The sequence below is a fragment of the Halomonas sp. hl-4 genome (genome assembly GCF_900215475.1).
Classification (GTDB): Bacteria; Pseudomonadota; Gammaproteobacteria; order Pseudomonadales; family Halomonadaceae; genus Vreelandella.
In genome coordinates this window covers 2,105,914-2,132,051 of sequence record NZ_LT907845.1, presented here as the reverse complement: position 1 = coordinate 2,132,051, position 26,138 = coordinate 2,105,914, and the positions used below count along the sequence as shown (strand labels likewise).

18 protein-coding genes are annotated in these 26,138 nt (G+C 56.9%); all 18 read left to right on the top strand.

From position 1 onward, the window contains the following. The first annotated feature begins 10 nt into the window (after nt 1–10). From tssC to CPH17_RS10030, 18 genes are read left to right on the top strand one after another with little or no spacing between them, the layout of a single operon-like run. Nucleotides 11–1,492, top strand: a complete 1,482-nt coding sequence (tssC, locus tag CPH17_RS10115; protein ID WP_096299375.1) for a type VI secretion system contractile sheath large subunit — start codon at nt 11–13, stop codon at nt 1,490–1,492. Between the two features lie 16 nt (nt 1,493–1,508). Then, nucleotides 1,509–1,940: a type VI secretion system baseplate subunit TssE gene (gene tssE / locus CPH17_RS10110; protein WP_074397611.1), complete on the top strand. Its 432-nt coding sequence runs from the start codon at nt 1,509–1,511 to the stop codon at nt 1,938–1,940. A 17-nt stretch (nt 1,941–1,957) separates the two neighbouring features. Beyond that, a complete protein-coding gene (tssF, locus tag CPH17_RS10105; RefSeq protein ID WP_074397610.1) occupies nt 1,958–3,721 on the top strand; it encodes a type VI secretion system baseplate subunit TssF in 1,764 nt (587 codons plus the stop codon). Further along, entirely contained in the window at nt 3,685–4,707 is a 1,023-nt protein-coding gene (tssG, locus tag CPH17_RS10100) for a type VI secretion system baseplate subunit TssG (RefSeq protein WP_074397609.1), read from the top strand. Before tssF ends, tssG begins: the two co-directional genes overlap by 37 nt. A 3-nt stretch (nt 4,708–4,710) precedes the next feature. Then, on the top strand, nt 4,711–6,087 hold the full coding sequence (gene tagH, locus CPH17_RS10095) for a type VI secretion system-associated FHA domain protein TagH (RefSeq protein WP_096299373.1): 1,377 nt from the start codon (nt 4,711–4,713) through the stop codon (nt 6,085–6,087). Continuing rightward, the gene (tssJ, locus tag CPH17_RS10090) at nt 6,084–6,623 is read left to right on the top strand and encodes a type VI secretion system lipoprotein TssJ (protein ID WP_096299370.1); all 540 of its coding nucleotides are present in this window, start codon (nt 6,084–6,086) and stop codon (nt 6,621–6,623) included. The genes tagH and tssJ overlap by 4 nt, the downstream gene beginning before the upstream one ends. Further along, nucleotides 6,623–7,957, top strand: coding sequence for a type VI secretion system baseplate subunit TssK (gene tssK, locus CPH17_RS10085; RefSeq protein ID WP_096299368.1), 1,335 nt, complete (start codon nt 6,623–6,625; stop codon nt 7,955–7,957). The genes tssJ and tssK overlap by 1 nt, the downstream gene beginning before the upstream one ends. Nucleotides 7,958–7,960: 3 nt before the next feature. Next, nucleotides 7,961–8,803 (top strand): type IVB secretion system protein IcmH/DotU, encoded by an 843-nt coding sequence (gene icmH, locus CPH17_RS10080; protein ID WP_096299366.1) that lies wholly within the window; start codon nt 7,961–7,963, stop codon nt 8,801–8,803. Between the two features lie 8 nt (nt 8,804–8,811). Next, nucleotides 8,812–11,427 carry a type VI secretion system ATPase TssH gene (gene tssH / locus CPH17_RS10075; RefSeq protein ID WP_096299364.1) on the top strand — a complete coding sequence of 872 codons (2,616 nt, stop codon included), beginning with the start codon at nt 8,812–8,814 and terminating at the stop codon, nt 11,425–11,427. 4 nt (nt 11,428–11,431) lie between these two features. Further along, on the top strand, nt 11,432–13,027 hold the full coding sequence (locus CPH17_RS10070) for a sigma-54 interaction domain-containing protein (protein ID WP_096299362.1): 1,596 nt from the start codon (nt 11,432–11,434) through the stop codon (nt 13,025–13,027). Further along, a complete protein-coding gene (gene vasI / locus CPH17_RS10065) occupies nt 13,024–13,677 on the top strand; it encodes a type VI secretion system-associated protein VasI (protein WP_096299360.1) in 654 nt (217 codons plus the stop codon). Before CPH17_RS10070 ends, vasI begins: the two co-directional genes overlap by 4 nt. A gap of 11 nt (nt 13,678–13,688) precedes the next feature. Next, complete coding sequence (gene tssA / locus CPH17_RS10060) at nt 13,689–15,146, top strand: type VI secretion system protein TssA (RefSeq protein ID WP_096299358.1); 1,458 nt, start codon at nt 13,689–13,691, stop codon at nt 15,144–15,146. 37 nt (nt 15,147–15,183) lie between these two features. Then, nucleotides 15,184–18,834, top strand: coding sequence for a type VI secretion system membrane subunit TssM (gene tssM, locus CPH17_RS10055; protein ID WP_096299356.1), 3,651 nt, complete (start codon nt 15,184–15,186; stop codon nt 18,832–18,834). Then, a complete protein-coding gene (locus tag CPH17_RS10050) occupies nt 18,818–19,405 on the top strand; it encodes a GNAT family N-acetyltransferase (protein ID WP_096299353.1) in 588 nt (195 codons plus the stop codon). The genes tssM and CPH17_RS10050 overlap by 17 nt, the downstream gene beginning before the upstream one ends. Before the next feature lie 58 nt (nt 19,406–19,463). Further along, nucleotides 19,464–19,751 carry a type VI secretion system PAAR protein gene (locus CPH17_RS10045; protein WP_074397601.1) on the top strand — a complete coding sequence of 96 codons (288 nt, stop codon included), beginning with the start codon at nt 19,464–19,466 and terminating at the stop codon, nt 19,749–19,751. A gap of 1 nt (nt 19,752) precedes the next feature. Next, complete coding sequence (locus CPH17_RS10040; RefSeq protein WP_096299351.1) at nt 19,753–21,804, top strand: type VI secretion system Vgr family protein; 2,052 nt, start codon at nt 19,753–19,755, stop codon at nt 21,802–21,804. After that, nucleotides 21,805–22,758, top strand: a complete 954-nt coding sequence (locus CPH17_RS10035) for a DUF4123 domain-containing protein (RefSeq protein ID WP_096299349.1) — start codon at nt 21,805–21,807, stop codon at nt 22,756–22,758. Beyond that, the gene (locus tag CPH17_RS10030) at nt 22,751–26,128 is read left to right on the top strand and encodes a T6SS effector BTH_I2691 family protein (RefSeq protein ID WP_096299347.1); all 3,378 of its coding nucleotides are present in this window, start codon (nt 22,751–22,753) and stop codon (nt 26,126–26,128) included. Before CPH17_RS10035 ends, CPH17_RS10030 begins: the two co-directional genes overlap by 8 nt. Nucleotides 26,129–26,138 lie beyond the last annotated feature (10 nt).

The window sequence follows — 26,138 nt, the reverse complement described above, 5'->3', positions numbered from 1 at the left end:
GGGCAGGATGATGAGTAAAACAGCAAAGCAGCAGACAACGACGACAGAAACAGAGTCGGAGGTTTCACTTCTCGATCAGGTGATGGCGCAGACCCGTATGGCGCCGGCCGATGAGGGGTATGACGTCGCGAAGCAGGGCGTTGCGGCATTTATTGGCGAGCTGCTCAAAGGCAGTGACGCAACGCCAAGCGTTAATAAATCACTCGTTGATAACATGATCGTTGAGCTTGACCGCAAAATCAGCCATCAAGTCGATGAGATTTTGCATGAGCCGGGATTCCAGCAGTTAGAGTCAGCCTGGCGCGGTTTGAAGCTTCTCGTCGACCGGACCGACTTTCGTGAGAACATTAAGCTCGATGTCTTGCATGCTACCAAGCAAGAGTTGCTTGAAGACTTCGAGTTTGCGCCGGAAATCAGCCAAAGTGGCCTCTATCATCACGTCTACAATGCCGGTTATGGCCAATTTGGTGGCGAGCCGGTAGCGGGTATTATCGGGCATTACGATTTTTCACCTTCCACCCCTGATATGAAATTGCTGCAGCATACCGCTGCCGTGGGTGCCATGGCGCATGCGCCCTTTATGTCATCGGTGGCCCCAACATTCTTTGGTATCGAAAGCTTTGAAGAGCTGCCGAACATCAAAGATTTCAAAGCCATCTTCGAAGGCCCCAAATACGCCCGTTGGCGTAGCTTGCGTGAATCTGAAGATGCCCGTTACCTGGGGTTAACGGCGCCACGTTTCTTGCTACGTACCCCTTACGACCCTATCGAGAACCCAGTCAAAACCTTTAATTACCGGGAAACGGTAAGCGAAGACCATGAGCATTATTTATGGGGCAATACTGCCTATTTGCTCGCCGAACGTTTGACTGACAGCTTCGCTAAATACCGCTGGTGTCCCAATATCATCGGCCCGCAAAGCGGTGGTGCGGTCGAAAACCTGCCGGTTCATACCTACGAGGCGTTTGGTCAGCTACAAGCCAAAATCCCAACAGAGGTGTTGATTACAGACCGCCGTGAATTCGAAATGGCCGAAGAGGGCTTTATTTCGCTAACCATGCGTAAAGGTAGCGATAATGCGGCGTTCTTCTCGGCTAACTCTGTGCAAAAGCCCAAGGTATTCCCCAATACCGCCGAGGGTAAAGCGGCAGAAACCAACTTTAAGTTGGGGACTCAGCTGCCCTATATGTTCATTATCAATCGCTTGGCGCATTACGTGAAGGTGCTTCAGCGCGAACAGATCGGCTCCTGGAAGGAGCGCCAGGATCTTGAACGTGAGCTCAATACCTGGATTCGTCAGTACGTCGCCGACCAAGAGAACCCGCCCGCTGATGTACGTAGTCGCCGTCCTCTTCGTGCGGCATCCATTCAGGTGTCTGATGTAGAGGGTGACCCCGGTTGGTATCAGGTCTCAATGGCGGTTAGGCCGCACTTTAAATACATGGGAGCCAACTTCGAGCTATCACTCGTCGGACGTCTCGACAAGGAATAACAGGGACGGCCGGACGATGGCAACAAACAGCAATGGTTTATTAGGGACGCGTTTGTTTGAGCGCCTTGCCGCACCCCATCCGCCTGTGTGGCAAGCAGAAGAAAGCCGGCTGGCCGAGGTCGTTGAGTCGATCAAGCATCATCTGGTGGAGCTGCTCAACAGCCATCCGGGAAATTGTGCCTGCGCACCGGAATTAGGGTTGTTGGATTTTAACGATGCCACGATCGGCGTGCTCGATCTGGAGTTGAGCGTTCAACAGGCAATCCGCCAGTGTATTGAACGCTTTGAACCTCGTGTGCAGCATGTGGATGTTGAGTCTTTACCCAGCGCAGGCGACCCACTGCAATTGCGTTTTCAAGTCCATGCCACGGTTGCGCTGGGTAAAGCGAGTGCTCATACCACCATTGATCTGTTGCTGAACAACAAGCGTTATCAGTGTCTCAACTGATGAGCTGAGGGGCACGCATGCTCAATCGCTATTATCGTGATGAACTCAACTTTCTGAAACGCCAGGGGCGGGAATTTGCTGCTGCAAACCCAGGCTTAAGCCGCTTCCTGTCTGAGCGTAGCACCGACCCGGATGTAGAGCGGTTATTGGAAGGCTTTGCCTTTTTAACCGGGCGTATGCGCGAGAAAGTGGAAGACGAGTTTCCGGAGCTTACCCACTCGCTTATCAGTATGCTGTGGCCGAACTACCTGCGGCCTGTGCCGAGCATGACGGTTGTGCAATTTACACCGGCATGGCATGCGTTAAGCCATCAGCAGCCCGTTGCCAGGGGCACGTCACTTGCTAGCACGCCTGTTGAAAATACCGCCTGTCTATTCCGTACCTGTCACGAAGTGACGCTCTATCCGCTTGCTCATGGCGGGGTGAGTGCGCGCCATACACGCGAAGCGTCGGTGGTCGAGTTGGCAATGGATGTGTATAGCGATCAGCCCATGGACTCGATGGGAATTGAGTCGCTGCGCCTGTATTTAGGGGGTGATGCCTATACGGCAAGAACACTGTATCTCTGGCTTAGTCATTACCTGACCAGCGTAGAGCTGGACATTGATGGCGAGCAGCAGTCACTCCCCATCAATGCGTTGCGTGCCGTGGGCTTCGAGCGCGATGAAGCACTGTTGCCTTATCCGCGCAACGTGCATCAGGGATATCGCATTTTGCAGGAATACCTTTGCTTTCCTGAAGCGTTTCACTTTTTCGATGTCACCAGGCTTAACCATTACTTACCTTCCAAGCCCGCGGAAAAGGTCACGTTGCGATTTGTGTTTTCGCGCACGTTGCCGACAGATGTGCGCGTGCAAGACGAAAACCTAGCGCTTTATTGCACGCCCGCGATCAACTTGTTTAGCCATGATGCCGAGCCCATCGACTTGAGCGGTGAGCGAAGCGAGTATCGCCTGCGGCCCAGCACCCGCCGCCCTTCGCATTACGAAGTCTTCAGCGTGGATCAGGTCCAAGGTTGGGTGGAGCGAGCCTCGGCTGATCATCAAGGTGAGCCACGGCGCTATGTTCCTTTTGAAAGTTTTCAGCACCAAATAGAGCGTGATCGGGGTCGCGAAGCCCTCTATTACCGTTTGCGCGTTCGCGACAGTCTGCGTAGCGATGGTTTCGACCACGATATTGCCTTTATGCGAGGCGACGAGCAGGCACATCTTGAAAGCCGTGAAACGATCTCGCTGCAGTTAACCTGCAGCAATCGAGAATTGCCGGAACAGCTGACCATTGGTGACGTGTGTGTGGCGACTGAAAACAGTCCCGCCTATGCCGACTTTCGTAACATTACCCAGCCAACACCCGTGCTGCGTCCAGCATTAGACGATAGCTTGCTGTGGATGCTGATCTCCAATTTATCACTTAACTACCTCTCGTTACTGGAGCGCGATGCCTTGTGCTCGGTGCTGCGAGCGTATGACTTCCGGGCGCTTGTAGACCGTCAGGCAGAGCGCATCGCACAAAAAAGATGGGCTGGCATTGTAGATATTGAAACGCAGCCGGTGGATCGATTGCGTAAAGGCATGCCAATACGCGGCCTAAGATCCGTGATGACGTTGGATCAAGACGCCTTTGGTGACGAGGGCAGTCTGTACCTATTCGGCAGTGTGCTGGCGCGGTTTTTCTCTCTTTACGCAAGTATCAACTCTTTTCACGAGTTGCATGTTGTTAATCGACATAACCAAGAGCGCTACACATGGAGCTTACAGGCGGGGCAGCAGCCTCTGATGTAGCGCTAACGCCTCTGATGCAAGAGGCGCGACGTTACGAGTTTTTCCAATTGGTTGAGCTCCTGCACCGTCATCACGGCGATGACTTAGAGCAGGGGCCTGGCGGTAGCGTGCCTTCTCTGCAGCGCGTGCGTTATAGGGCATCGGCTTCGCTGGGGTTTCCAGGTAGCGATGTACTGACCTTGGCGGTGAATGAAAGTGGTCAGTATGAGATGAAGGTCAGCTTTCTGGGGTTGCAAGGGGCTCAGTCGCCGCTTCCCAGCTACTACCTTGAAGCGCTGGCCCATGAGTCGGCACATCAAGAAGGCTCAGCCGGCGATTTTCTGGATTTTTTTAATCATCGCCTGCTGACCTTGATGCATCGCAACTGGCGTAAATACCGCCATTACGTGCGTTATCAAGATGATGCCAAAGACGGGTTTTCAGCAGCGATCTTTGCGTTGGTGGGGCTGGCCGATAGTGATCTGCGCGGCGAGACGCCGATCAACTGGAGCAAGATGCTGGCCTATGCAGGGCTGCTGGCGGGCCGCTCACGCTCTCCCGACGTGGTATGCGGCATTGTCGGCCACTGTTTTGACTTGGATCAGGTAGAGGTTGATGAGTGGGTGTTGCGTTGGGTTGATATACCTCTCGACCAGCGCAGCCGTGCCGGCCTTGCCGGTATGACATTGGGCGAAGACGTAGTGGTAGGCGAGCGTGTTGCCGACGTTAAGGGCAAGTTCGCGCTTTGCTTACGAGGCTTGAGCCTGTCTCGCTTTAGAGACTTCTTACCCGATGGTGAAGAGCACGACCCGCTGAAAACACTGGTGAGTTTTGTGCTGCGTGAACCGCTGGCCTATGACCTTGAACTTGAATTATTACCCAGCGCCGTCAAGCCCATGTGCTTGGGAGATGCCGGCTCGTGCCAGCTTGGCTGGACGACCTTTGTGGATCCTGAGAATGACCCTAGCACCCAGCGCCGTCGCGTGCGTATCCAAATGACGAGTTAAGCCATGTATGCCATTCAGACTGACGCCATCACCCTGGTGGTCATAAACAGTGAGGCCCTCGAAGGTCGCTCGACGAGCAGCTATGTCTTCCGCGGCGAGGGCGGCACCTTGGGCAGCGGCGCGCAAGATAGCTGGTTGCTGCAGGATCATAGAGGGCGCATTCGACCCAGCCACGCCGACATCCGCAAAATTGACGGAAAATTTTGCCTCATCGACAGCAGCGGCCAAACCTTTATCAACCGCTCCACCTTGCCTTTGGGGCGTGATCGTAAGGTGGCGCTGCGCGATGGTGATGAACTGCTGATTGGTGAGTACCGCTTGAAAGTGCATCTCGGCGATCGCCAGTCATGGCAGCCTGGCGCTCACTCGCTCGCAACGCTAGTTGACGAAGAGCCTGAAGATGTCACCGCCCACGGGCATGTGGCACCGGTGGGCAGCCACGCGGAAGGACGGGAGCAAAACCAACGCGAAGACCCCATCGAAGCGCTGGGTGGCGTCATTCCAGGGTCGCTGCAGCATGACCCGATGGTGGCACTGGAGGACGATGTCCCCAGGCCAACTGAACTGGAGCCGATCGACACGCTGACTGTTTCCCGGCACTACGAACGTCATCAATGGGCTCAACAAGAACCTCGTCACGAGGCGGTGAGCCTACCCGACATAACCCCCCTTAACGGCCTAAAAACGCACAGGAGTAATAACATGGATGAGCGGCAATTAGATGACCTGGAGCGCTCAGTGGGTGAGCAATTAGAAGACCGTTGGCAAAAGCCAACAACGCGCTCGCTAAGCCATGTTGGTGCGGACCCCTTACTGCGTGGATTGGGGATTGACCTGCCTTTCCGAGATAGCGAAGAGCAACAGGCCTTTCTAGAAGAAGCGGGTCAAACCCTGCGTGCCGCCATCGACGGGCTGCGGATATTACAGCAGTCACAAAATGACAGTAAGTATCCACTTCGCGACCGGCGTTTGCAGCCGATTGAAGATAATCCACTGCGTCTGGGCCAGTCGTATGAGGAAACCGCTGAAACGATGTTGTCTGCCTCACGCAGCCCTGTGCATCTGTCAGCGCCGGAAGCCGTGGCGGAAAGTTTGCGCCACCAGGGTCAGCATCAAGCGGCCGTTGAAGAAGCCATTGGCCATGCCCTGACCGCCATTCTGGATGCCTTCTCGCCGGAGGCGTTGCTCAAACGCTTTCATGCCTATCGAGGGGCGAGCAATCGTATCGACAACGAAGGTGGCTGGGCGTGGGAAATGTATGACCACTATTACCGCGAGCTGAATTCTGGTCGTCAGCAAGGGTTTCAAAAGCTGTTTTGGGAAGTGTTTGAACAGGCCTACGACCAGTCTGTACGTCGTCAACAGCGGGAGGAAGCATGAGCGCGCCAAGTATCGCAAGGCTTGTTGGCCTGCTCTGCATCACCTTGCTGCTGGCAAGTTGCGCCTCGACACGGGAAGCCTCCGGCAAAGCGTGGCAGGTCATGCGTGATCCCGACATTCCGGTAGGTTACCCAGAAGACCAGCCCACCAAGGTTGACCTCAGCATGATAGCGGAACCCAACGTGAATCCTAACGTGGAAGGCGAAGGGACACCGCTTCGCTTTCAAGTCCTGCAGCTAAAAGATGATTCGATGTTAATGGCCGCGGATTTAGACCAGCTGGAAAACGACCTGGAAAAGGCGCTGGGAACGAACTACCTCGCCCACGATGATTTTACGTTGCTGCCAGAGCAATGGAAGTTTTACGAGCCCTTTGAGATCGATGAAGACACTCGCTATATCGGTCTGATTGCGTTTTACGCCTCGCCCAACGAGGCGGAATGGAAGAAAGTCGTCAAAGTAAAAAGCCGCAGCGAACACTATCACCTGCTGGTCCACCTCCGTGACAGTGAAGTTGAGTTAAGGGAGGAAGGGTAATGGCTAGCCGAAACCGTGTCGTTTGGAGCGAGGGGTTATTCATTAAGCCTCAGCACTTTCAGCAGCAACAGCGCAGTTTGGAAGGTGCGCTGGACACGCGTTTAAAGGGGGTGAGCCACTACCTATACGGTTTTCTCTCGCTCGAACTCAATAATGAATTTCTCAGTTTTGGACGCATCGCCATCAGCCGGGCAAACGGTGTTATGCCCGACGGGGTGGCATTTCATTTGCCTGGTGATGATGTAGAGCCTGCACCGCTGGAAATTAGCGATGCCAGCATTACCAACCAGGTTGTGTACCTTGGTTTGCCACTGGCAACTGATGGCATTGGTGAGGTGCGTTGGCCCGATGACAATTTGCCAGCGCGTTACCGGCTGCTGTCGCGCAGCGTGCGCGACCTTCACTCGCAAGAGGGCGTGTCGACCGACATCAACGTAGCACGGGTTGCGCCTCGGTTGCTGCTCGAGCGTGATGATCGCAGCGGCTACGCTTGCCTCGCCGTTGCACGCATTGTTGAACGTCGTCCTGACGGTAGCCTGGTGCTGGATGAGCAGTTCTTGCCAACGTTGCTCAACGTACAGGCAGCGCCTGGATTGCAGCGCTTTGTGGGTGAGATGGCCGGGTTGATGCGGGAGCGCGCGCGTAATATTGCCCAGCGCCTTTCTACCCCGCATCAGGCGGGGGTCGCTGACGTCTCGGACTTTATGTTGCTGCAACTGCTCAACCGCGCCCAGCCACGCTTCCAGCACCTTGCGCGGCTGGGCCAGCTGCACCCTGAGCGACTTTACGACACGATGCATGAAGTGGCCTGCGAGCTTGTCACCTTTACTGACGAGTCCCGGCTTCCCCCGGAGTGCCCAGCCTACGACCATAATCATCCTGAAGGGTCGTTTCATCCGTTGATGAAAATGCTGCGCCAGGCGCTGTCGACGGTGCTAGAACCCCGCGCCGTGGCCATCCAATTGCAGACTCGACGCTATGGCTTATTGGTGGCACCGCTGTCTGATTTGAGCCTGATCGAATCCGCAGAGTTCATTCTTGCGGTGCGCGCCGACATGCCTAATGAACGGCTACGCAAGCTGTTTTTACAGCAAACCAAGGTGGCCAGCGTCGAGCGTATTCGTGACCTCATCAGCTTGCAGTTACCCGGTATTCCGCTTGAGCCGTTGCCGGTCGCTCCCCGCGAACTGCCTTATCACGCTGGTTATACCTATTTCCAATTGGATCGCCAAAGCGAGGCGTGGGGCATGCTCAGCGGTGCCAGCGGCTTTGCCTTCCACGTTGCCGGTGAATTTCCAGGGCTGGAAATGCAGTTCTGGGCTATCAGGAGTTAAACCATGCAGCAGCTTGTCACCGATTCGCACAGCCTGAGCCGTTCCCATGCACCCAATGACAAGGTGCGTCATGAGGACTTAATTAACGAACGTGGCCTGGAGCATTTGATTCATAGCCACGCCGAGCAGCTCGATGCTGATGAAGACTATTGGTTCCGTTTGCGCGGGCATAATCTGAATCCGTTAGTTGATGCGGCCAGCAGCCTGCTGGGGATGGTGGTTAGGGTACGCCAGCTCAACAACGCGGGTGATATTGAGCGCCTTTACCGTCAAGTGGTCGATGAAATTGCCGCCATTGAAATCGAACTGACCGAACAAGGCTATGACCGTGCCACCTTGCTCGCCTATCGCTACGTGCTGTGTTCGTTTATCGACGAAGCCGTGATGGGAATGTCTTGGGGAAGGCAAAGCAAATGGGCTGAACACTCTTTGTTGACCCGATTCCACAACGAAACCTGGGGAGGTGAAAAAGTCTTCTCTATCCTCGCGCGTCTCCAGCAAGAACCGCAACGCTACCGGGACATGTTGGCATTCATTTACCTGTGCCTGTGTCTGGGGTTTGAAGGCCGTTATCGGGTGATGGCCCACGGTCGTGAGGAGTACGAACAAATTGTCAGGGCGCTGGGCGACCAACTGAGCAATCTTGAGGAGCCACCGGAAGAAGCGCTAACTCATCCCCTCGATAATGTCGTGCAGGGGCGCCTACGCCGTTCCAGCCATTTTCCTACCTGGGGCATCTTTGCGCTATTTGGTATCGCCATGGTTGGCGTTTATTGGGGCCTTTCCTGGTCGCTGGACCAACAGGCGGCGCAAATTACCTCGCTACTTAATCAACTTTATCGCTAGGAGATACCATGCTCAGGGTAGAGCTAACAGCGCTCATTGGCCGTCTTAATACCATTGCTCGCCAAGGGTTAGAGCAAGCGGCACTGCTGTGTGCACAGCAACAGGCGCCTGAGGTTACCGTTGGGCACTTGTTGCAAGCCATGCTGGATCAGCCGCTATGCGATGTGCGTTCCATTTGTGAACACCTGGATATAGATATCGCGCCGTTGCGTGCGCAATTGGCAGAAGAAACACGCCCACCCCGCGAGTTGGACGTGGCCACGCCTAGCTTTTCACCGCTGTTGATCGAGCTGCTTCAGGATGCATGGTTACTCGCCTCCACTGAGTATCAGCACCGCACGCTGCGAAGTGGGGCGGTATTTATCGCGTTGCTGCATAATCCGGAACGCTACTTGGGAGCAGGTGCGGTGCGTTTGTTGGCCGACATTAACCGGGAAAATCTGCGTCGTCATCTTGACCCGATAACCGCACATTCAGCGGAAGCTCCTCAAGAAGAGGCCACGGGTAACACGCGCCAAGCGCATGCTGGCACTGACGACAGCGCGCTTGCGCGTTTTGCCACGTCGCTCACCGAGCAGGCGCGTCAAGGCACGCTCGACCCTGTACTGGGGCGCGATCCTGAGATCGACCAAATGCTGGATATTTTGGGACGTCGGCGCAAAAACAACCCCATCGTGATTGGTGATGCCGGGGTCGGAAAAAGCGCCGTCGTGGAAGGCTTGGCATCACGCATTGTGGCCGGCCAAGTCCCCGCTGCGCTTGCTGATGTCGAACTGCTCACTCTAGATCTGGGGGCCCTGCAAGCCGGCGCGGCGGTCAAAGGCGAGTTTGAGAAGCGACTTAAAGCCGTCATTGACGAAGTCAAAAATGCGCCGCGTCCCACCCTGTTATTTATTGATGAAGCCCATACCTTGATTGGTGCTGGCAACCAGGAAGGGGGCGGTGATGCGGCCAACTTGCTCAAGCCGGCCTTGGCGCGTGGGGAACTGCGCACCATTGCGGCGACCACCTGGCGGGAGTACAAAAAGTACTTCGAAAAAGACCCGGCACTCTCGCGGCGCTTCCAGCCCGTTACGCTATCCGAGCCCAGCGTTGACCAGGCTCTGGTGATTCTTCGCGGCTTACGTGATGTCTATGAACAAGCTCACGGCGTACTGATTGGCGACAGTGGTCTAAGAGCGGCAGCGGCGTTGTCAGCCCGCTATCTGGCCGGTCGGCAACTGCCGGATAAAGCTATCGACGTGCTGGATACCGCCTGCACACGCTTGGCGCAAACGCTTGATACACCGCCGCGAAAGCTGAGTCATTTGCAAAGCGAGCATACCGCAGCACTTCGTGAACGCGATCAGCTCGCCCGTGAAGCATTGTTGGGCCGTGACGTCGACGCAACGCGTCGACAGACACTCGACGAACATCTTGCCCGCCTTGACGATGAGCTTGCCACGCTGGAGGCGGCTTGGCGTGAGCAGCGTGAGTGCGTGGATGCCATCGTTGGTCTGCATCGCCAACTGCTGGAATCCGATAGTCATGCACCAGACGCGCTTGCTGCTTCCCAACACGCTGAGTTGGCGGAGCGTGAACAGCAGCTAGCCCGTCTTCAGCAGACGCATACCCTGGTGACCCCCAGCGTTGAAGAGGCGCAAATTGCCCAGGTGATCGGCGATTGGACCGGGGTGCAGGTTGAGCGCATGACCAGCGATGAACTGACGCGGCTCACTGAGTTGCCCACGCACCTGGGCGAATCCATCCAGGGGCAGGACGACGCCATTGAACGTATTCACCGTCACTTGCTGACAGCCCGTGCGGATCTGCGTCGCCCCGGGCGGCCACTGGGCGCGTTCTTGCTGGTCGGCCCCAGCGGGGTCGGAAAAACCGAAACCGTGGTGCAGATCGCTGACCAACTGTATGGCGGCCGCCAGTTTCTCACCACCATCAATATGTCCGAATACCAGGAAAAGCATACGGTGTCTCGCCTGATCGGCTCGCCGCCCGGCTATGTGGGATTTGGCGAGGGTGGGTTATTGACGGAGGCGATTCGCCAGCGTCCTTACTCGGTCGTCCTGCTGGATGAAGTGGAAAAAGCCCACCCGGATGTGCTGAACCTCTTCTATCAGGCCTTTGATAAAGGGGAGCTGGCGGACGGCGAAGGCAGGCTGATCGACTGCAAGAACGTGGTCTTCTTCCTGACTTCCAACCTTGGCTATGAAGCCATCGTGGCTCATGGCGATAACCCCACGGCGCTGGACGACGCGCTTTACCCGGTGCTTGCCGGCTTCTTCAAGCCCGCGTTGCTGGCGCGCATGGAAGTCGTGCCTTATTTGCCGCTGGCTGGCGACACACTACGCGAGATCGTCAACGCCAAGCTCACGACGCTAGCCACACGCATTCGCGAGCGCCACCGCCAGGCGAGTGTTGTGCTGGATGATGCGCTGGTTGAGGCGATCTGTACGCGAGCAACCCGCAGTGAAAATGGCGCGCGTATGCTCGAGTCGGTGATTGATGGCGAGTTACTCCCGCCGCTCTCCCGCGCACTGTTGGAGCGCATGGCGCGTCGTGAAAGCGTGGCAAGCGTCGTATTGGGCGTTGACCCCGAGCACGGCAATTTCACTGCGGAGGTGGCGTAACACCATGATGCTGCCTGCTGCCGATACCCCATCAGCTGAAAGTACCGCGCTTTCAGCTGAACTGGCGGCCATGCCGTTGGCGTTAACCCTAGTGGAAAGCCGCTCAACGTCGGAGTTGCGCCCGCGAGCCGCGCAACTCTTACAACGCCATCTGGGATTAGCATTGGCCGAATGCCTTTATATAGAAGGCAGCGGCCGTTGGCTAGGCCGTGATGGTGATGACGGGCAGTTTGATTGCAGCGATTTTAATCATCCCTATGCCCACGTTATTCGCAGTGGCAAGGCACTAACGTTAAGTGTCGCGGATGCGCGGACGCGTCTCGATCATGCCACTTTCCAGCAACAGGTAGCGGCGATGGGGGCAAGTCTGTATCTGCACATTCGTCCACTGCGGGCGGCGGACGCAGAGCGGGAATGGCTGGGGGTAATGCTGTTGGTGAGTACCCAAACCCGGCTTTCCCAGCTTGCAGACGACCCCGGCATGGCCGCGTTTGACGCGCTGCTATGTCGGCTATGGGCGCGGCTGGCGCGCGAACAGGGCGAACGTCAACGCTCCCGCGTGCTGCAGGATTCGCTCGCAAAGCTTAACGACGACGCGCGTCGCCAAGCGCTAGCCGACCAGTTGGGCGACGAACTGCTGGGGCATTCATCGGCCATGCAAGCATTGCGTCGGCATGTTGTACGTGCGGCCGAAACGAACCTGGCGGTACTGCTACAAGGTGAAACCGGTACGGGTAAAGACCGGGTGGCACGGGCTATTCATCAATTGTCGGCCCGCTCGAAAGGCCCCTTCATGGCGATTAACTGTGCCGCGATTCCCGAAGCGCTGCTTGAGTCGGAGCTGTTTGGCCATGCCAAAGGCGCATTCTCGGGGGCGGATCAGGCCCGCGAAGGGCTGATCCGCCAGGCGGATGGCGGCACGTTATTTCTTGATGAAATTGGCGATATGCCGCTAGCCCTGCAAGCCAAGCTATTGCGCGTGCTGGAAAGTGGTCGTTACCGCCCGCTGGGGGCAAGTGAAGAGCGCTGTGCTGATTTGCGTTTGGTGGCCGCTACCCATCAGCCGCTACGCGAGCAGATCCGTGATCGGCAGTTTCGCGCAGACCTTTACTACCGGTTAGGCCAGTTCCCTCTGGCGTTGCCGCCCCTTTCCGAACGCCGCGACGACATCGCCATGCTGGCGCAGTCCTTTATTACCGACTTTTGTGAGCGTGAAGCACGTGACGAAATGGGCATTACCCCCGCCGCACTGCGCCTTCTGTATCGCCGTGATTACCCAGGCAACGTCCGCGAGCTAAAAAACGTGATCGATTATGCCTGTGCCATGACGCCTCAGGGGGCCGATATCGACGCTTACCTGTTGCCAGGTGAGCAAACACCCAATGAGCAAGCCTCGTCGGTGTCGGCCGAAGACGCTGGGTTTGCGCTACCCGATGACATTGATGATCTTCGCCAAGCCCTGCGCGATGTCGAGTCCGCCATTATTCGTCAGCGCTTGCGGCGGTTCGGGGGAAATCGTGCCCAAGTGGCTGAGAGCCTCGGCCTGCCTAAGCGAACCTTGGCCCATAAATGCCAGCTGTTAGAACTGGATACCAAATGAACACGATGTTGTTAAAACGCCACGTCTTAGCCGGTGGTTTGCTGGTGCTGTTGACGCTATTAAGCCATTCCTCACGGGCAGAAGGGCGCGCAGCGTTGCTGGAAAGTGCTCAGACATGTGCTGAGGAGACCTCTCGTTTAGAGCGCCTGCACTGTTACGACGCGCTTTTTCAAACGCCAAATTCAAGCGTCGACACCCACGAACTGCCCGCGTTATGGCATGCCATTGAAAGGCAAGAGGCCGGTCGCTCCGGTGACGAAATGGGGTTGGTCATGCGCGAAACGGGCAGTGACGTATTGATCAGTGTACCCGCGTTAGGCACAACGCCGCCCCGGCCCATCATGGTGGTGGCCTGTGAAAAAATGATTACCCGATTCCAACTGCACATGCCGCTCCCGATCGATACCGCACGCGTGGAACTCGAACTGACGGGCGATGGGAGATCCATCGATCAGCAGTGGCGCGTCCGTGACGGCGGGCAGATAGTGAGTGGTGGCCGTGGGTTACCTGCCATCGACACGCTTCGTCAATTGCTTAGTGCTGACGAAATTACGCTACGCAGTGATGTAAGCGCGCTGGATGGTCTGCGCTTTGATGTATCCGGCCTTCGTGAGGATATTCAACCACTGCGCGATGCGTGCCGCTGGTAAAGGAGTCACCCATGCGCATCACCGTTGAAGCTCATCTAACGCCCGTATTGGCGCCGCTTGATGTTAACGATGCGGGGCACCCGGTCGGCGAGCCGTTGGAAGACACCAACGACTATCTGGCGCTTGATGAAGAGATGATGAAGATAGGCTCGCTGCAGCACGCCCACGTTGATTGGGATACCGCCGAAATGCTGGCCGTGCGCATGCTGAGCGAAAAAGGCAAGGATCTAAAGGTGTTGGGGCATTTAGTGCATTGCCTGCAACACGGTGGAAATGGCGTGCGTTTTGCGCTTTCGCTACGCCTGCTTGCCCGCAGCGTGGGCCAGCCCTGGTGGTCCCAGGCCTACCCGTTCGCGGGCAGCAAGGGTGCCAAACTGCGCGCCCGGTTGTTTCAGCAGTTTATCCAACGCAGCGTGAAGTTAGTGTCGGCGGTCGATTTTCACAATGCAGAGGATGAGTTTGACGCTTGCCAAGCATCGCTTGACGAGCTTCAGCAGCAAGCCGCCGCCAACGCATTGCCTGAAAAGACGTTAGATGAACTGGGCCGGCAATTGCTTGCCCAGCGTCCGGCTGCAGCACCTTCCGTCGCCGAGAAATCGCCGCCGGAAAGCTCGGTGGCTGATCGGACCAACGCAACCCAATCAGCGACGACGATATCCTCAGCGACCTCGGCCAAAGCGCCTGAGCTGCGGATGGAAGCCGGAAATGAGCGCTCCAACCGGCAAAGCTTGCTCAAGATGGCCGATTTTCTGGTCGAGCAATCCCCCGGCGAACCGCTGGCCTATCGGCTGCGACGTTTTGCGATTTGGGGGGCAATTCAGGCGCTCCCCAATGCGAAGGAGAGCGGCAAAACCGAGCTGGCGCCTGTGTCAGCCGACCGGATCGCCGATTATCGCGAAGCGCTCGCGCGAGGAGGCGATCACGACCTGTGGGAGCGCATAGAGAATAGTTTGACGTTAAGCCCCTATTGGTTGGAGGGCCACCGGTTAAGCGCGGGGCTTGCAAAACAGTTAGGGCACTCACGCTGTGCCGAGGCGATCCGCGAGGAAACCCAACGCTTTGTGGAGCGGTTATCGGGTATTGACGCCCTGGCGTTTAATAACGGAGTGGCGTTTGTCGATGACGAAACAAAACGCTGGTTATTCAGCAATACGCAAGGCACGGGAGCGGCTGGCGGTGGGGGAGACGCTTGGCAAGCCGGTCTGGAAGAGGCGCGCGACGCCATGGCAGAGGGTGATGTTGGGGCCGCATTAAAGGTGCTCGATCAAGGCTTAAGCGGTGCCCGCTCGCCACGCGATAGCGCCTATTGGCGCTTGGCCAGCGCGGACCTATTACACGAGGCAGGACTGGAAAGTCTGGCTCAGCACCATTACCGAACGCTTCATCAGACGGTAACGGCGCTAGCGCTTGAGCAGTGGGAGCCGACGCTGGTCTCGCGGCTAGAAATCGCACTCAAAGCATCGCACTGACAATGTCGTTAATACAAGGGACGAGGGATAAAGGCTAATGTGGTCAACGTTAACATCAAAGCTGAGCCGCTGGGTGCCGGGCCTATCAAGAGCACAAACAGCACACAATAGTGCGAAGGCCAAGGGCAATAAAGCAAAAGGGCTGTTACGCCTTACCACCCTGCTTTGGGCGCTACTGTTAGTGGCGTTAGTGATTGCCATTTGGTGGCTAGGACCGCGATGGGAGGTCGCCGGTATAACGCCCCTGGCAGCGCTGTCCAACCGCTTGCTAGCGACGTTGGCTGTCGTGACCCTCGTGGTCGTCATCTGGGGTGTTCGTCTTGCGCGGCGTTTACGGTCGTTGGATGACGAACGCCAGCAGGAAGAAGCGCGCCAACAAGACCCGATTATGCTTCAGGTCGAACGTCAAGAGGCCGCTCTCAACAACGTCCTGAGTGAAATTACCGCCAACCTGGGCGGGGGCGATAATAGTCGATATCGCTTGCCCTGGTACCTGGTTATGGGGGTTGAGAATGCTGGCAAAACCAGCCTGATTAATCGTTCTGGCCAGAACTTTGCGTTGACCCACGTGATGAAAGCGTCCGGGCAAAGCACCAAGCAGGGGCAGCTTGGCTTTGACTGGTGGATCGGTGACAAAGCGGTACTGATCGACCCTGATGGAGAGTTACTGACCCAGGGCGCGATGGAAGGCGGTGAGCCTCAAGCGCAGCAAAGCCGATTGTGGGACCACTTTGTTGAATGGTTAGAACGTAATCGCGCCCAGCGGCCACTGGATGGTGTCGTCCTGGTGCTGGATCTCGCCCGTTTAAGCAATGCCCAGGTCGCGGTACGCAAAGCCTATGCGGCATTGCTGCGCAGCCGGCTGCGTGAACTGATGGAGCGCCACGGCACGCGACTGCCGGTGTATGTCACTTTCAGCAAAATGGATTTGCTGCACGGCTTTGACGACTTTTTCCGGCATTACTCCCGAGCGGCACGCAAAGCGCCACTTGGTTTTACGTTTACGCCTGACTCGATGGATACCCCCGGAAAATGGGAAGCTGAGTTCGAGGCTGACTACGACGAAATGCTGGCGCGTTTGAACAAGCAGTTGCCCGCTATGTTGTCGGAATGCCGAGACCGGGAAGAGCGCGAGTCCGTGTTCCGCTTTGTACGCCAACTGGCCGGCCTGCGCGATGTACTGCTGGGCTTTTTGACCGAGTCGCTTTCCAGCGACCGTTTCTCAACGGCGGCCATGGTGCGCGGTACCTACTTCACCTCGGTCTATCAGCAAGGGGTTCCCGAAGATCCCTTTGTGGATGCGGCCGCTCGTCGTTACGGTATGGATGAAAGCATTCAGCCGGCCCACCGGGCGACGCGTAGCGCGCTCTACTTTACCGAAGAGCTGTTCGAAAACGTTATTTACCCCGAGGCGGGGCTGGCGGGCGACAACGCGAGGGTGACTCAGCAGCGGCGACGCACACGCACTATTAGCCTGGCGGCCTGCTTGATCATAGGGGTTGGCCTGGTGGGCGGCTGGACGCATTTCTATCAGAAAAACAGCGTTTCTTTGGCCGCCGTGGAAGCCCGTGCAGAAACGTTCCTGGCCACCGACCCTGAGGCATTCCGGAGTGATGACCCCAGAGGCTATGAATTACTCGAGCCGCTTGACCGTTTACGCAGCGCGCTGGAAACCTTCGATGAATACCGCTCCCACACGCCCTATCTGGCCGATATGGGGCTGTACCAGGGGCATGTCATTGGCGCCCAGGTAGAGCGGGCCTATGTGGCGATGCTCGAGCACCAATTCTTACCCGCCTTGATGATCGGCATCATGGACGATATGAACCGCGCCGAGGCGGGCAGTAATGAAAAGCTCGCGTTGCTGCGCGTGCTGCGCATGATGTCTGACGACAGCGGTCGTCAAACCGATCGGGTGATGCGCTTCATGGCTCGCCGTTGGCAAGGGGACTTCCCCCAACAGGGCGTAGTGCAAGAGCGCCTCCTGGATCACCTTGACTACGCCATGGCCCATACCGACCTGGAAGGGCATATCGCTGATGGTAGCCAGCGTGCCGAGCAGGCCATGGAGCCACTTAGGGGTAGCCTGAATGCTGCACAAGAAGAGCTGTCACGCCAGCCGATTGATGAGCGTGTGTATGCCGCGCTAAAAGCAGCGGGAAGCCGTGAAGGCGAGCCACTGGATCTGCGCCAGCGCGTGGGCACGTTGTTCGATACCGTGTTCATGGCGCGTAACGACAATCCAGAACATGTGACGCTACCGTATCTCCTTACACGTGATGGTTTTGACGACTATTTCCTACAGGAATTAGAGCGCGCCACGGAGCTTGCGCTCATTGATGCATGGACGCTGGGCCAGCGGGATGACATCAACTTTAGCAAGGCGGATAAACAGCAGTTGCAAACCGCCCTGCGTGAGCATTATGTCAGCGATTACCATGTCAGTTGGCGTGATGCGCTGGGCAATACGCAACTGGTCCCCTTGCCCGATATTCATCAAGCGATTGTGGTGGCAGACGCCCTGGTGGGTGCCAAGCGACCGCTGGATCGTTTGCTATCGGCGGTTGAGCGCAACACAAGTCTTTACCCAGAGCTGCCTGAAGGCGATGAGCAAGCGCGTGAGGCATTAAAGCACTCTTCACGTTATGAACTTGCCGCCGAGATAGAGCAGCCTTTCACGCCCCTTAATCAGCTTGGTGAAGCACGCGATGATAATCCGTCCTCGCTGGAGGAAATTAAGGCAGCGATCACCGAACTGCGTGATTATTTACTCGATATTGAAGAGTCCAGCGATGCCGGGCGCGCCGCCTTTGTGAACGTGCGCGACCGCTTATCGCTGCGGGGTGACGACCCCATCAACAACCTAGAAAAAATAGCCGAAAACACACCTCAGCCGGTGGGTAGCATGCTGGAAGACTTGGCTGATCAAAGCTGGCAGTTAATGATGGCTAGTGCCACCCGTCATCTTGAGCGCCAATGGCTTGATGATGTCGTGGCACCCTACCAGGAGCGTTTAGCCGGACGTTATCCCCTAGCACCCAATGCAAGCCAGGAAATTTCGCTGAACGATTTCGAAGATTTCTTCGCGCCTGATGGCACTCTGGATGCTTTCTATCAAGATAACCTCGAGCCTTTCCTTGAAGGCGCGCCTGAGCATCTAGTGGATGCCGAGGGCAATTCGATATTGCGTGACAGCGTGCACAGCGCGGTCGAACAGGCCGAGCAGATTCGCCGTGCTTACTTCAGCCGCGACGGTGCGCTTGACGTTGAATTTGCCCTCGAACCCATCAGCCTGAGCCCCGATAAACGACGTAGCGTGATTAGTGTGGATGGCCAACTGATCGAGTATGCCCACAGCGCTAGCCAGCGGGTGTCGATGGTATGGCCCAATTCGCTGCGTGGTGGTAACGAAAGCCGCGTCACCATGGTGCCCAGTGAGGTTAACCGCTCCCCCCGTAGTGTGACGCAGGATGGGGCTTGGGCATGGTTCCGCTTGTTGGATGAGGCCGATATCACCAACGTTGGCGAGCGCGAGTTGGAATTGCGCTTCAATGTTGATGGCGGTACAGCGCGTTACCGGTTACTTGCCAACGGCGCACCTAATCCCTTTACGCGCTCACTGGCCGCGGGCTTTGAACTCCCCTCAGCGCTATACGCAGAGCGAGGCAACGATGCTGACGAAACTTAAGCAGCTGTTTAGCTCGGGCAATACGCGGCCCGCTTCGCAGCATGCGCGGCAGGGTGTTAAACGCGCCCGCCCGCTTGAAGCGGCACGCGATGAGGACATTGATAAGTTTATCGAAGCGGTCTACCAAGCGGATGCCAAGGGGCATTCGCCCTGGGTGCTTCGCGATAACAGTGTGCTGGAAACGTTACGCCGCGCACTGGAGTTCACCGTGCACCGTGGTCTATGGCTGCAGCAAGTAGAGGGCCAAGTGGCCCATTGGCAGGGTCGCTTACTAGCGCTGCACCTTGGCGAGGGGCCGCCGCTCGGCATGGTGCTTGCCTGCCGTCCCGATGATGAGGCCGCCTGGCAACTGCGTTTTTTCTACATCAGCCAAGAGTGGAAAGGCAGTGGCCATGGCACGCGGTTATTAAGAGCAGTGCGCCGCAGCTTAAATGGCGTGCCGCTGCAAGCGCGCCTACCGGTGTCTTGCCAATCCGCCATCGATAGCCTTGAGGCAGCGGGGTTCACCCGCCAATACGTGGATGCCTATGACGTCGCCAGCTATGAAGCGCCCGCCACCTGGGATGAATGAGCAACACGAATAAGCGGGACAAGCACGAACAAGCAGGGTTGCAAAAGGAGTAGTCGCAATGGGCCAGAAATTTGTACTCGTCGGTGATATCGGCACTGACCACGATGGTTTTCCACCGACACCGGTCACCGCAGGCAGCGGCACGGTGATGATGGACGGCAAGCCGGTTGCCCGCGTGGGTGACCCCCTGGCACCGCATGACAAACCCAACCACTCACCCCATCCACGTGCGATTGCGCAGGGCTCAAGCAGTATTTTAATCGACGGTAAACCCGCAGCACTGACGGGCCACGCGGTGGATTGTGGTGGTGTGGTAATTGGTTCTGGCTCAGGAGAGGGAGGTTGAGATGATAGGCACAGGCCTGCAATTCACCCTGACGCTACCTGGCGTTGACGACATCGCGGTGATCGACTTCACCCACCGCGAAGCGCTCTCCCAACCTTTCGAGCTGGCGCTTAACCTGGCCAGCCGTGAAGGCAATCTGGACGCCGCCGAACTGCTGGATCGCGAGGCGTCACTGACCATCTGGCAGGACGGCGAAGCGCTGCGCCGGGTGCACGGCATTGTCAGCGAATTTGGCCGGGGCGACCGCGGCCACCGGCGTACCTTCTACTCGCTGGTGTTACGCCCGGCAATGTGGCGGCTCTCGCTGCGTAATAACTCGCGGATTTTCCAGAAGACCGACCCGCTCACCATCATCAACACCCTGTGCGACGAGCGGGGTATTACTGACGTCTCTTTTGCGGTCACTCGCGACTTGCCCGAACGCGAATACTGCGTGCAGTACCGCGAGACCGACCTTGCCTTTATCGAGCGTTTGGCCGCCGAAGAAGGCCTGTTCTATTTCCATGAGTTCGAGGATAGTGACAACGGCGCCCATCGGCTGGTGTTTGCCGATGACCCGCAGCTACTCACTAGCCTAGGCGAGCGCACCTACCATAGTCGCGCGGGTGGCACCGCGCCCACACGCCATGTGCGTAAGCTTAGCCACACCGCCCGAGTGGCGAGTTCATCCGCCACGCTGAAAGACTACAGCTTCAAGAACCCCACCTACGCGCAGCTGCATGACCATCTGGGCCGCGACGTTGAGCAGCACGGCCAGCAGGTGGATTACGAACACTACGACTACCCCGGACGCTACAAGCAGGACGCCTCCGGCGAGCCCTTTACCCGCATCCGCCTGGAACAGCTGCGCCGCGAGGCGATTACTGCCAGCGCTGAAAGTGATCTCCCCGAACTCGCCCCCGGCCTGCGTTTCACGCTGACCGACCACGATACCGACAGCCTCAACCGCGACTGGCAGGCGATTAGTGTCACCCATCACGGCGAGCAGCCCCAGGCGCTGGAAGAAGATGGCATCACACAGGGCGATGCCAACGGTATGACCCGCTATCACAACCAGGTCACGCTGATTCCCGGCGATGCGCCCTGGCGCGCCACGCCCAACCCAAAACCACGGGTGGATGGCCCCCAGGTCGCCTTCGTGGTCGGCCCGGAAGGCGAAGAGATTCACTGCGACGAACACGGCCGGGTCAAGGTCCAGTTCCCCTGGGATCGCTACGCCGAACCCAATGACACCGCCAGCTGCTGGGTGCGGGTCGCCCAAGGCTGGGCAGGCGGCGGCTACGGTAGCATCGCCATTCCGCGTATTGGTCATGAAGTGATTATCTCGTTTTTAGAGGGCGACCCGGATCAGCCGCTGGTCACCGGGCGTACTTATCACGCCGTCAACACCGCGCCTTACCCGCTGCCGGAACACAAGACCCGCACGGTACTTCGCACCCAAAGCCACAAGGCCGAAGGCTTTAACGAGCTGCGCTTTGAGGACGAAGCCGGCGAAGAACAAATCTGGCTTCACGCCCAGAAAGACCTGGAGCTACTGACGCTTAACGACCGCACCGAAGAGATCCGCCGCGACAGCCACCTCAAGGTGCATAACGACCGCATCAGCGAGATCGATAACGACGATCACCACACGGTGCATCAAAATCGCCACACGAAGGTAGACGGCGACGACCACCTGATCATCGACGGCACCCGTCATGAAAAAATCGGCCAGGCTCAGCTGTTGGAAGCCGGGCAGGAGGTTCATCACAAAGCGGGCATGAAGGTGGTGATCGAAGCGGGCGCGGAAATCACCCTAAAAGCAGGCGGCAGCTTCCTGAAAATCGACCCCAGCGGTGTCACCATCGTCGGCCCGCAGGTCAAGATCAACTCCGGCGGCAGCCCCGGCTCGGGCAGCGGGCAAGCGGCGCAGGGGCCGACATTACCGATGGAAGCAGAGACAGAGAGCCACCAGGCTGTTGCGCCTATCAATCGCCCTGCTCAGCTTAAAACCCTGCTGAAGGCTCCGCCAAGCTGTGAGATTTGTGAAGAGACAAACCAGGGAAATAGCTAGATGGAACGCCCTCAGGCAATCACACATGCATTGGTGGACGGGGTTCGTTACCCCAATGCGTTCCAGCGCTTATATAGCCGCGATGACATTGAGGATATCGAGCCCCTCTACTTGATGACTCGCTGGTCATCTTTGGCTGAGCAGGGGCCAATTCTGGTGCGTCTTAAAAACAATGGCCTGGCGGAGGAAGCTTACGCTAACGAAGAAAGACTATATCGTTCGCTTTCGTTACTGAGCAGCCCCGCAAGCACGGGCGACTTGAGCAATCACCTGGCTCGATGTGTGACGTTTAACGGGGAAGGCGGGCAGGAGCAGCTACTGCGCTTCGCGGATCCCCTGGTCACTAGGCACTGGTTGAGCAGCTATGGGCATGACCTTCCGGCGGCGCTCATGGGGCCCATCGATACGTGGTGGGTGGCGGACTGGGCGCCTAATTGGGCCGCGCCGCGCCCCATCACATGGCAGCCCTTTATGTCTCAAGTGAGCTCAGAGACAACGAAGACAGCGACGGCAGATACGTTCCCACCCATGGGGCGTGACCAGCTAACGGCCCTTGAGGCGGTGACCCGCTGGCAACTCAAGGAGCGCCTGACGGATTACTTTAGCGAGCATGCGGCCGAGGCGTGGCAACGTCTTCCGAGTGAGGGTCGCGGTCAATGGCTTGACGACCGCTTAGACGATGCCATCGCGTGGGGAGTCAGCACGGAACGCCAGCTCGCCATCTGGGTAGAGCTCAGCTTGAACTGGGGCGAAGACTATATGACCGCGAGCGATGGCTTGTATGCCGATTGGGCGCGGCATTCGCCTAACGACGCTCGCCTCTCCCGGCAAGATCAGCTTTATGCATTGGATGCTTGGAGCCGCACCCCGGCCGCTAACGCCCCTCAAAGCGCGCAGAGTCACGCATCACTTTCCCAAGAACCACTATTTATAGACGAGGAAGCCGATGGCTAACACGGATGCTCAAGCGCAGGCACGCGATGCCGTCTTTGATGAAACGCCCCTTGGTGGCGGTGTCTGCCCACTGTTTATCGACATCGATATTTTCCCCGTGCGTTACGCCATTGACGAGGCGCCCACCGAAGCAGATGCGCCAGCGCCACACCCGATTGACGATGATTGGCAGGGGCCAGATTACCCTTCACTCGAAACCCGCGACTACACGCTTCGACAACTGCGAGACGGCTGGCTCTATGTCTGGGTGGAGGAAGAGGGAGAGCAACGACTTGACGAATACCGCGTGGAAGGCGCTACGTTCAATGGTGCTTCTCACCTAACGTATCCAACCTATGCCTCCATCGCCTTAGCCTACTCCTCCGTCCAATGGACCGAGCGCATTCGTGAGTATGCGCTGGAAAACGAAGATTTTCGTCACCGCATTATGCGTTCAGTCGATTTGATAGCGGCGATAAATACGGTGGGCGATTGCGCATCGCTTTCCACCCATGCCGCTCCGTTAACTCAGATTGCTGAGTATGTTGCAGACATTACGCCCAATGGTGCGGTTAGTGGCTTCACGAGCACTACCGTCTCGACCGTAGAGCGGGATGTGGCGACGGAAGGCGATGAAAGTGCCGAAGAAGGGGTCTATCAATTACTTGCAGTAAAACCCGAAATCAGCCAAGACAGCGTATTAGCCGACATCAAGCATCACGACGAAGCGGTGTTTGTAGCGCTTGATGACGATTTAGGAATCGTTAACGACCTGACTATGGCGCTTGTCGGTCGAGAAATGGAGCTAGAGGCATTTCTGGATGAACACGGACATAAGCTAGAGACCGCTCAAGTCGTTAAAGCCCTGTGCCTGATCGATATTGATGAACTGATCAGTGATGATATCCGCCAAGACCCAGAGCGTTATCGCGAACTGACCGTTAAGACCGGTGAACTACTCGATGCTTTGAAAAATGTGACTAACGGATCAGATCATACGTTGCTCCACAGGGAGCAGCGTATCAATCAGCGTCGCGAAGAGCTTATTGAACTCGGCATGCCGAATCCTCCTGGTCTCAATAGCCCGCTATATGAAGAGTGGCATGGGAAAGAACTTCCCCGTCTTGATGTCAGGCTGGATGACGCTATTGCCTTCTTAACTGAAAAAGGCCCACAGCTTGAGCGCTTGCAGGCCCATGTGGAAAACAGCCTCGCGGATTTAATTATTTGGATGGAACGGCTGCCAACATCGGCTCAAGAGCTGTGTATTGATACCTGTGTTGCCGAGAAGAACCAGGCCATTCATGAATTTGGCTGCATGGTGATTGAAGCACTTGGCGGGACGCAGACCGGCCGTGTTTGGTTGAATGATACCTATCAAGCGAAAGATACGCTGATCGGCTTTTCGATGCTGAATTTCGATCCAGCCCTGGCCGACGCCTTAGAAACCATTACGAAACATTTCATCGAACAGGGTACGGAAGATGGAGAGCCCGCCGATAGCGGTGTAACGGCCACCAGCGTGGTGTCGCAAATTAACGACGCTATCGGCATTCTCGAGCTGGACGAGGTGCAGAGGCATCCTGTTTATCAAGCCCTGGCGCCGTCTGTACGTGAAGCGTTCGATACACTTCGAGCGCAGGTAAGCGGCTCTTCCAAGAAACTGTGGGAAACCATTGGCTATCAATTTTTGCCTTCTTTAAGTGCCAAAGGGCAGGTGTCTCTGGAAAAGGCCGCAAGGTCGCTAGTGCATTCCGTGATGGTCGTTCTGGTACACCCGGAAATTGCGTCTTCGGAACTGGTGATAGATACCGCCTACGAAACCAAGCACCGCCAATGGCGAGAAAGAGCTTGGGAGCTTACTGGAAGAATTCGCGACGTTGAGCGACGCAGCAAGAATGCTGGCTACAGCGCTCAGGAGCGCCATGCAAATCTCCGAGAGTTAGAGCAGCTAGAACAGCAGCGTTTCGAGCATGCGTACAACGAGCCTAAGCGTATAACGGCTGCGGATAACTCGCTCGACCAGCGTGCTTTGGGTAACCAAGTAAGCACTAATAATCTTGCCAGCGTGGGCTATCATGAACTGCGCGAACAGCACCGCATGAAACTCATCGGCGGCGCCAGCGCCGCAAAACGCCACTTAACCAGTCGGGTTGATCAATTAGGCGGTGGTATGGCGCTCTTAATTGCAGGGCTTAACCTTTACAACTTTATCGACGCTGCTCGCACCGCCCAAAAAGAGGGCGTGGATGAAGAGGATATGCGCAAACTAGCGGCAACGACGGGGGCTGCCACGGTGGCGGTTATGAGTCTATGGGTAATGCCGTTTTGGGATAAATATGCTAAGCAGAAATTCATGCTGTCAGGAAAAATGACGGCGGTGGCGGGTGCAGGCGTTTCTAAATGGAGTGCATCAACGAATAACGCACAGGCTGCACGCCTTGCCGCAAAATTGGCCACCCGTATGGCGGGGTTGTCGGCCATTGGGGCAATTGCTGCAGGGCTGGATACTTGGCAGACAAGCAAAGAGTTAAGGGAAGCAACCAGTAGTGGCGAACTTTATGCGCTTCATGTCAAAAGAGCTGCTGGCGCCGCTATGACTATTACAGCAGGATTTCAGATGGCTGGGGCTATCAGGGGTCGAATAGCCATTCTAGGACGAACATTCGCCTTCGCCTGGATACTCGGGCCCTGGGTCTCTGGCATTTTATTTGCGGCTGGTGTTGTCCACCTAATCGCCTCGCATTTCGCTGCCCGCTACAAGCGTGAAGGAGTACGCGGCTGGCTGTATACCAGCACCTGGGGCAAGGGCGACCTGCAGTGGGAGGACAGTGACGAGGGCAATAAAAACGAGTGGCGGGCCTTGATGGAAACCTTGTTGCAGCCTTCAGTCAAATTAACTGCCGTGAAGGGGGGCATCGACATTGGCGAATCCCATAGCACCTACTATGGAGTGAAAATCAACTATGTTCATGAAGGCTTCTGGGTGCAGATTGCTTTTCCCGCTTTCCTAGCGGGGGAGACCGTTAAGATTTCCGAGATTGCCCGAAGTGGTTTCTGGGCAGATGGCGGCAGCTTCGAGCAAAGCTTCTCTCGGCAAGACGGGCGAGGAGCTGAACTACCTGCCGATGCTGACTATGATACAGATGATGTGCGTGTTTGGCAGGCCTGGATACCGGCTAGCGAGCAAGCAGAAAACACCTCATTCATCCTCACGATGGATTATTCCGAAACATTGCTATCGTCAAACGAAGGTCAATCAAACTACACCTTTTATAAAGCCGATGCCGCCTCTGGCAAAAAAGAAATCGAACCCAATACTGAAGAGAGCGGTGAGGTTAGCGCGCCTACCCGTTTTGAACTCACGGTTCCCATGACCCCAGAAGAGTAAGGATACGTTT